6 protein-coding genes and 1 pseudogene are annotated in these 7,371 nt (G+C 66.4%); 4 read left to right on the top strand and 3 right to left on the bottom strand.

The window, feature by feature from the left end; all coding sequences use genetic code 11:
* Positions 1 to 380: 380 nt before the first annotated feature.
* Together E4O92_RS19225 and ompR are read right to left on the bottom strand one after the other, a co-directional pair.
* Positions 381 to 1,754: a sensor histidine kinase family protein gene (locus E4O92_RS19225; RefSeq protein ID WP_229483529.1), complete on the bottom strand. Its 1,374-nt coding sequence runs from the start codon at positions 1,752 to 1,754 to the stop codon at positions 381 to 383.
* The gene (gene ompR / locus E4O92_RS19220) at positions 1,754 to 2,518 is read right to left on the bottom strand and encodes an osmolarity response regulator transcription factor OmpR (protein ID WP_135191265.1); all 765 of its coding nucleotides are present in this window, start codon (positions 2,516 to 2,518) and stop codon (positions 1,754 to 1,756) included. Before ompR ends, E4O92_RS19225 begins: the two co-directional genes overlap by 1 nt.
* Positions 2,519 to 2,716: 198 nt before the next feature.
* Here ompR and E4O92_RS19215 point away from each other — a divergent pair, with 198 nt between their 5' ends.
* Positions 2,717 to 3,106, top strand: a complete 390-nt coding sequence (locus E4O92_RS19215; protein WP_135191264.1) for a hypothetical protein — start codon at positions 2,717 to 2,719, stop codon at positions 3,104 to 3,106.
* Positions 3,107 to 3,234: 128 nt separating this feature from the next.
* Positions 3,235 to 5,121, top strand: coding sequence for a flagellar assembly protein A (locus tag E4O92_RS19210; protein ID WP_229483527.1), 1,887 nt, complete (start codon positions 3,235 to 3,237; stop codon positions 5,119 to 5,121).
* Between the two features lie 138 nt (positions 5,122 to 5,259).
* Here the strand turns inward: E4O92_RS19210 and E4O92_RS19205 are convergent, their stop codons facing one another.
* Positions 5,260 to 6,375: an HDOD domain-containing protein gene (locus E4O92_RS19205; protein WP_229483525.1), complete on the bottom strand. Its 1,116-nt coding sequence runs from the start codon at positions 6,373 to 6,375 to the stop codon at positions 5,260 to 5,262.
* Positions 6,376 to 6,493: 118 nt separating this feature from the next.
* On the opposite strand from E4O92_RS19205, the gene E4O92_RS19200 reads away from it, so the two are divergent.
* Complete coding sequence (locus tag E4O92_RS19200) at positions 6,494 to 6,973, top strand: chemotaxis protein CheW (RefSeq protein WP_135191263.1); 480 nt, start codon at positions 6,494 to 6,496, stop codon at positions 6,971 to 6,973.
* Positions 6,974 to 7,006: 33 nt separating this feature from the next.
* Positions 7,007 to 7,246 (top strand): annotated as a pseudogene (locus E4O92_RS25510) (Rap1a/Tai family immunity protein); the annotation flags it as partial.
* Positions 7,247 to 7,371 lie beyond the last annotated feature (125 nt).

Raw genomic sequence — 7,371 nt, 5'->3', positions numbered from 1 at the left:
TGCATCGGAGTAGGGTGCGCACCTGTGCGCACGCGGTACGGTTGAATATCGTTGGTTCCGGTACGAACACGCACCGCGTGCATAGGCGTAGGGGCGCGCGTCCTTTGATGCCCTGTGCGCACGGCTACGATTGAACATCGTTGGCTCCGGCACGAACACGTGCCGCGTGTTCAGGCGTAGCGGCCGCGGCGCCTCCGACGACCATGCGCACGCGGTTCGCGCACGCTGCTAGTGAAACGGGCCGCAAGTCAGCATGCGATGACCGCGTGCGCACAGGTCATCAAAGGCCCCGCGCACCCTACAATGTGCGACGGCCACGGGCTTCGGCAGGGCGGGGGGCCGTGCAGGCGTTGGCTCGGATACGTACACCTACCGCAAGCTCAGGTCGCCAGCGGCAGATTGAACTGCACCAGCAAACCACCGCCCTCGCGGTTGCTTACGACGAGCTCGGCGTTGTGGCGGCTGATCACGCGCTCCACGATGGCCAGCCCCAGCCCCGCGCCGTTGGCCTGGCCGCGCGCGCTGTCGAGCCGGGTGAACGGCTTGAGCAGCTGCCCGATCTGGTCGGCCGGGATGCCCGTGCCATGGTCGGCGATGTCGACCGTCGCGCGGCGCCCGTGCCCGGTCGTGCGCACGCGGCAGGCGATCTCGATCTCGGTCACGTCCCGGCCCGGCGTCTTGCCGTAGCGGCGCGCGTTCTCGATGATGTTGTTGATGACGCGCCGGATGTCGGTCGCATTGCCCAGCACGTGCACCCCCGGCTGGACCTGGGCCTGCACCCGCACGTCAGGCAGGCGCGCCGCCTCGCGCGCCGAGTCCTCCAGCAGCTCCGACAGGTCCACCGGCACGAAGGTCGCGGCCTCGGTCGGCTTGGCGTAGTCGAGGAACTGGCCGATGATCGCGTCCATCTGCGCGATGTCCGACTGCATGCCTTCGCGCGCCTCGGATGACAGGGTCGCCATCTCCACTTCCAGCTGCATGCGCGCCAGCGGCGTGCGCAGGTCGTGCGAGATGCCGGCCAGGATCACCGCGCGGTCCTTCTCCACCTGGGCCAGGTCCTCGACCATCTGGTTGAAGCTGCGGTTGGCCTCGAGTACTTCCTTCGGCCCCTTCTCGGGCAGCGGGGTGGGGCGCTTGCCCTGGGCGATCGCGCGCGCGGCCGCCGTCAGGCGCGCCAGCGGCAGGTTCACCAGGCCCGAGATCAGCGCCGCGCCCAGCACCGACAGCACGCCGACCACGGTCGCCCAGCCGATCCACTGCACCCGCTTCAAGGCCTCCAGGCGATCGCGCTCGAGCATCAGCCAGTACTTGTCGTCGTCGATTTCAAAGCTGACCCAGAACCCGGCCACGCCGTTGACGCGCCGCGAAAAGCGGGTGTCGGGGCCGAGCTTTGCCCGCACCAGCGCGGCGATCTCCGGCATCTCAGGGGTGTTCGGAGGCGGTTCGATCTGGTCGGTCGGCTCCAGGTTGTAGACGCGGATCCCCTCGTTGGAGACCAGCTCGAACAGCAGCTCGCGCCGCAGCTCGGGCGCCGAGTGGGTCAGCGCCGCTTTCGTGATGGTGACCACCGAGACCACCTGTTCGGCCGTCTGCTGCACCTGCGAGCCGCGCTGGTACACGTTCATCAGGCCGATCCACGATCCCATCGACAGCGTGGTGAGCACCGACAGCAGCAGGAAGGTACGCCAGAACAGCCCGCTCCTCAGGCGCGACAGGCGCGGACTGCTCGGCCCCGAGAAGAATCGTAAAGACACTAGCGCGGTTGTCCTTCAGGAATGAATACGTAGCCCAGGCCCCACACGGTCTGGATGTAGAGCGGGCTCGAAGGATCCGGTTCGATCAGCTTGCGCAGGCGCGAGATCTGCACGTCCAGGCTGCGGTCGAACACCTCGTATTCGCGTCCGCGCGCCAGTTCCATCAATTTTTCGCGCGAGAGCGGCTGGCGCGCATGGCGCGCGAACACCTTGAGCACCGAGAATTCGCCCGTGGTAAGCGGCACTGTCTCGCCGTTTTTCTTCAGCGTGCGGGTGCCCAGGTCGAGCACGAAGTCGCCGAACTCGAAACTCTGCGGGGTCTCCGACGGCGCGCCGGGGATTTCGTCCGGCCCCTTGCGGCGCAGGACCGCGTTGATGCGCGCGACCAGCTCGCGCGGGTTGAACGGCTTGGGCAGGTAGTCGTCGGCGCCCATCTCCAGGCCGACGATGCGGTCCACGTCCTCGCCCTTGGCGGTGAGCATGATGATCGGCGTCTGGTCGCCGGCGCCGCGCAGGCGGCGGCAGATCGACAGGCCGTCTTCGCCGGGCAGCATCAAGTCCAGCACCAGCAGATCGTAGCGTTCGCGCAACCACAGCTTGTTCATCGCGGGCGCGCTTTCGGCGGTGACCACCTGGAAGCCCTGCTCGGTCAGGTAGCGGCGCAACAGGTCGCGCAGCCGCACGTCGTCGTCCACGACCATGATCCTGGCGGTGTGGCCGTTGTTGTTTGCGCTGGCTTGATTGGGGCTCGATGTTGGGTTCATTTGGCGTTCAAATTTGTCAGATGCATGTCGCTATGGTAACGTCTCGTCGCCCGGAAAGTTATGGATACGACCGCGGCATTACATTGTGTTACAAACTTTACCCAATTCGGCTTATACCTCAGGGGGATTGCTCATACACTGGGATCAGGCTGAATTACAGCTTATCTGTTTACAAGGCATCGCGGAAGAGGAAACACCATGATTAGCGCGCTCAACCAACCGGACGCAAGATGGCACACGCGCCGCGCCGAACTGGCCCGGCTGCTGCGTCGTGGCGTCGTGGTCGTTGCGCTGGCGTCCCTGGGACTGGGCGCCGCGCACGCCCAACGCAATGAGCAGCGCGACGATGCGCAGCCGGTGCCGCATAGCGAGCGCTTCCAGTTGCCGCGCGAGGACAATCGCGCCGCCGCGCGTGCCTTCGAGGCGCGCGAGGAGCAGCGCCGTCAGGCCCAGATGCAGCAGGAACAGATGCGCAATTCGGAGAACAACCGCCGGAGCGGCCGCATGACGCCGGACGAGCGGCGCGACCTGCGGCGCCAGATCAACGAAGCCGGCATGGATTTGTACCCGAACCCGCAGCGCCGCTGACGGTTTGCCCCGGGCCGCTTGCTGCGGCCCGCGCAACCGGAATTTGTTGTAAGTCATTTATTTCATCGGCACAACATGCTACTCTTGCACGATGCCTGCTGTTAGCAGGACCTGTGCGGAGCCCCCACGTGCCGAACGAACCTGCAGATGCCACGTTACTCGCCAGCCAGGGCAGTCGCCAGGGCGGCGCTAGCCTGCCGCAGTGCATCGTCCAGCGGGCCGACGGCGTGTACGCCGACCTCGACCTGCTCGGCGCCAGCCTGCTGGCGGCCATCGACAACATCTTTGGAAGCGACCGGTATTTCAGCGGGCTCGACTACCCAGTCCTGATCAGGGCCTTGTACGGGCATGGCCCGGAACTGCGTCCCGTGCCTGGCCTGGGCCTGCGTATCGCCGACGACATCGCCCCGTTCGAGCCGCGCCGGCGCGCGCTGTACCGCTCGGTGAAGATCGCCGGCGGCCAGGCCGATTACTATTTCGAGCCGGTCTTCCTGGACGACCCCGACGATCCCGATGCGCCCGGTATTCCGGCCAGCCTTGACCTGGACGAATTCATCGCCGACATGTGGTGCAAGGGGATCCGGTTCGGCATCGACGTCCAGGCGGTGCGCGCTGCGATCGACAGCCGCCAGGCCGGGCGCCTGCTGGTGGCGAGCCGGCTCGAACCGATGCCGGGGCAGGACGCGCGCGTGATCGAGGTCTCGGACGACATCCATCGCAATAACGCGCCGCGCCAGCTCGCCAACGGCAAGCTGGACCTGATGACCTTCCAGAACCGCTTTCCCCAGATCCGCGAAGGCGAGCGCCTGCTCAAGAAGCTGCCGCCCATTGCCGGCACGCCCGGCTGCGAACTGTCCGGCATTCCGATCGCGCCCAGCGTGCCCAAGGATCTCGAGCTGGCGGTCTACGCCGGCGACGGCACCCGCGTCGAGCGCACCGGCGAAGGCGAATTCCTGGTCGCGCAGCAGTCGGGCTTTCTTAACGTCGACTCCAAGACCAGCCGGCTCTCGGTAGGCGACAAGATCGTCAGCCACGACGGCGTGAGCGTCAAGACCACCGGCAACCTGAAGCTGGAAGGCGACTTCGAGGAATTCGGCGAGGTGCAGGAAAATCGCGTGATCGAAGGCGAGGGCATCACGGTGCATGCCGACGTGTTCGGCCACATCGTCTCGCGCGGCGGCACGGTGCGGCTGAACCGCAACCTGGTGGGCGGCAGTGTGCAAAACCAGCACGGCGACGTTCACATCAAGGGCGTCGCGTCTGGCGCGGTGGTCCAGACCAAACGCGGGGTGGTCGCGCTGCAGCGCGCCGAGAACTGCGTGGTGACCGGCACCCGGGTCACGATCGGCCAGGCCATCAACTGCGACATCCTGGGCGACGAGGTGCAGATCGAGCAGGCCGAAGGCTGCGCGATCGGCGCGCTGCGGGTGACAATCGGTAGTGCCGCCCCGCGCCGGCAGGCCGAGATGGTGGTGCTCGCCATGTATCCGGAATGCGGCCCGATCATTGAAACCATCGGGCAGGTGCACGAGCGCGTCGAGCAGCTGGCGCAGCTGGCCGCGCACCACAAGGCCGCAATGGAGCGCCTGATCGGCCAGCCCGAGGTGCGGCGCTACATGCTGCTGGCAACGCGCGTGCGCAAGAACGAGCTCACACTGAACGCCGATCAGCAGGCCCAGTTCCGCAAAATGGCGCAGGCCGTGGCACCGGCGCTGCAGGAGATCGCGCGCGCGTCTGCCGCAATGAAGGCGGCCGAAGCGGACCAGCGTTCCGGGCTGGAGCTGCTTGCCCAGCTCGAACGCCAGCGCAGCGAGAACGCGCAGACCTGTACGGTGTCGATCGCGCAGGTGGCGGGCGACACCCAGGTGCGCGCGGCGCCGTTTCACCCGGGAGACGCCAGCGTCTTCGACTTGCCGTCGCGCGAGGTCAGGGCGCGCGTGCGCGAGATGCTGCCGGAGACCGTTCTGTTTGCGGGCTGCGACGGCGCCTTCGAATGGAGCAACACCGGCGCTTGAGTGTGGTACCCGAGGCGCCGAGACATCGTAGGGTGCACGGGGCCTTTGATGCCTGTGCGCACGCGGTTCGCGAACGCAGCGTAGTGGCGCAGCAGCCGCAAGAGCGCACAAGTTGAGCGCGTGCGGCGGTCTACCGGTTCACGCAGCGCGCTCTTCCGGCGCCGCCGCCAGCAGCTGGTAGCAGTGCGTGGCCGCGGGCGGCAGTCCCGCGAGCAGCGACTGATCAAGGCCTGCCAGCAGCCCCAGGCGCGACAAGGCCTGCAGCCTGGCCAGATAATCCGTGAGCATCGCCAGCCGGCCCAGCGCCGACATCTGCGCCCCTTTGCGCGGCCCGCCCTGTTCCTGCAGTGCCTGAATGACCGCCGGCGGAAAGTCCCATTCGCGCGCAATGCTGCACGACAGGCTGCGCGCCGCGCCGGCCAGGCGTGCGCAGAACAGTTCCGAGCCCATGTCGTGCTCGCCTTTTGCCACCTGGTCCATGATGCGCAGCGCGACGATCAGCCCCACGCTTTGGACCAGACCGGCCAGGAATGCGTCGAACGGCTCGATGCCCGACTGCTCGGCCAGCACCCGGTTGGCCACCGCGCAGCGCTCCGCGTGCGCCCAAAGGCGCCGGGCGAGGGTGCGCGTGTAGTGCCCGGAATGCATGTCGATAATCGGGCGGAACGCCACGCTGGTGATCAGCTGGCGCAGCCCTTCCTGGCCGATCAGGATGACCGCGTGCTCCACACTGGTGATGGTGGTGCCGGTACCGATATAGCAGCTGTTGGCCAGGCGGATCACCTCGGCCACCAGCACCACATCGCTTGAAATCGTGCGCGACAGAGCGGCGCCCGAAAAGCCGTCGCTGCGCAGGCTTTGCAGCAGCTGCGGGATCAGGCCCGGCATGCGCCGCACCAGTGCCACGCCCGACTGCTGGGATGTATTGATCCCTTCCAGTGCATCGAGCACTCGCGCTTCGGTCGGGGTCATCTCCAGGCCCGTGTCTTCGCCGCTGCGCGCGAACAACCAGCCTTCCCACGCGCGGTTGACGCGGTCGAACTGTTCGAACGACACCGGGGCCGGCCCCGGTACGGCGGCAGGATCAGGCCCGGCGGGGGCGCAAGCGACCGCCGGCTGCGGCGTCACCTCCGGCGGCGCGCTGCGCTCCGATTCCGGCGCGGAGAAGCGCACCGGTTCGGGCGCGGAGCCGGAAAACAGTCGCTGCAGCCAGGCAAACATCATCAATCCTCCCATGTCGTCATTACCGTCCATTGTAATGCCTCTACTGTTCCCACAGGGCAATGAAATGTCGAAGGGAAACATTGACAGCAATCAACAATCGCAATCAATTCTGCCCGTACGATTGGTTCGGTCTAGAAAGGATTGCCCCATGCCCAAGATAACTGCGACAGCCAGCCCCGAACTCCAATTCCTGGCCTTTACCCTCGGCGGCCTGGAGTACGGCCTCGACTTTCACAAGGTCCAGGAACTGCGCGTGCTCAAGTCACTGGAGCGGTTTGCGTCCGATGGCGAGATCATCGACGGCGTGGCTGTGTCGCGCGGCGTGATCATGCCGATCGTCGACATGCGCGCGGCCTTCAGCGGCAGGCCGGCGCAGCCCGATCCGATGACCGACGTGATCATCCTCAAGCTCTCGGCCTGCGTGATGGGAATGGTGGTCGACAGCGTGACCGGCGTGCTGACGCTGCGGGCCGATCAGATTTCGCCGATTGCCGGCAATGGCGGCCAACGCATCGACTACCTGCTGGGGCTGGGCAACGCCGACGGACGGCGCCTGATCCTGGTCGACATCGACCGCCTGATGTCGATCGGGCGCGGGGCCATATCCGGCTCGCGCCACGTGGCTTGAACCTTCCAGAGAGCTTACAGCGAAGAGCAGCGCGATAACGGCGCTATCCAGTACCTCAAAGGCGTGTACGACGCTACCGAGAGTGGCTTGTGGTGCTACACCGACCGCCGTCACGTGAAACTGCCCAAACAGTCGGCTGAGTCCCTGCGCGCAGACGCAGTGGCCTACCTGCGCCGGCGGCCACCCGTCAAGTTGCGGGAGCGCGCTGCGGTGCTGATCGTGGAAATGTGGCAGGCGCGCTGGCCGTGCCCGCCGGATGGCTGTTGCACCTGATCTTGACGAGCGACACCATGCCTATGAAACCGCCCCTCTACACGTTATTGCGCATGCACTATCCTGACCCGTTCAACGTCCCGGCCGATGAGCTGTGGAGATGGATCGGGCACTCGGAAAAAATC

Source organism: Massilia horti (genome assembly GCF_004614195.1).
Taxonomy (GTDB): Bacteria; Pseudomonadota; Gammaproteobacteria; order Burkholderiales; family Burkholderiaceae_D; genus Telluria; species Telluria horti.
The sequence above is the reverse complement of the archived record's forward strand: the minus strand, read 5'-3'. Positions and strand labels throughout refer to the sequence as shown.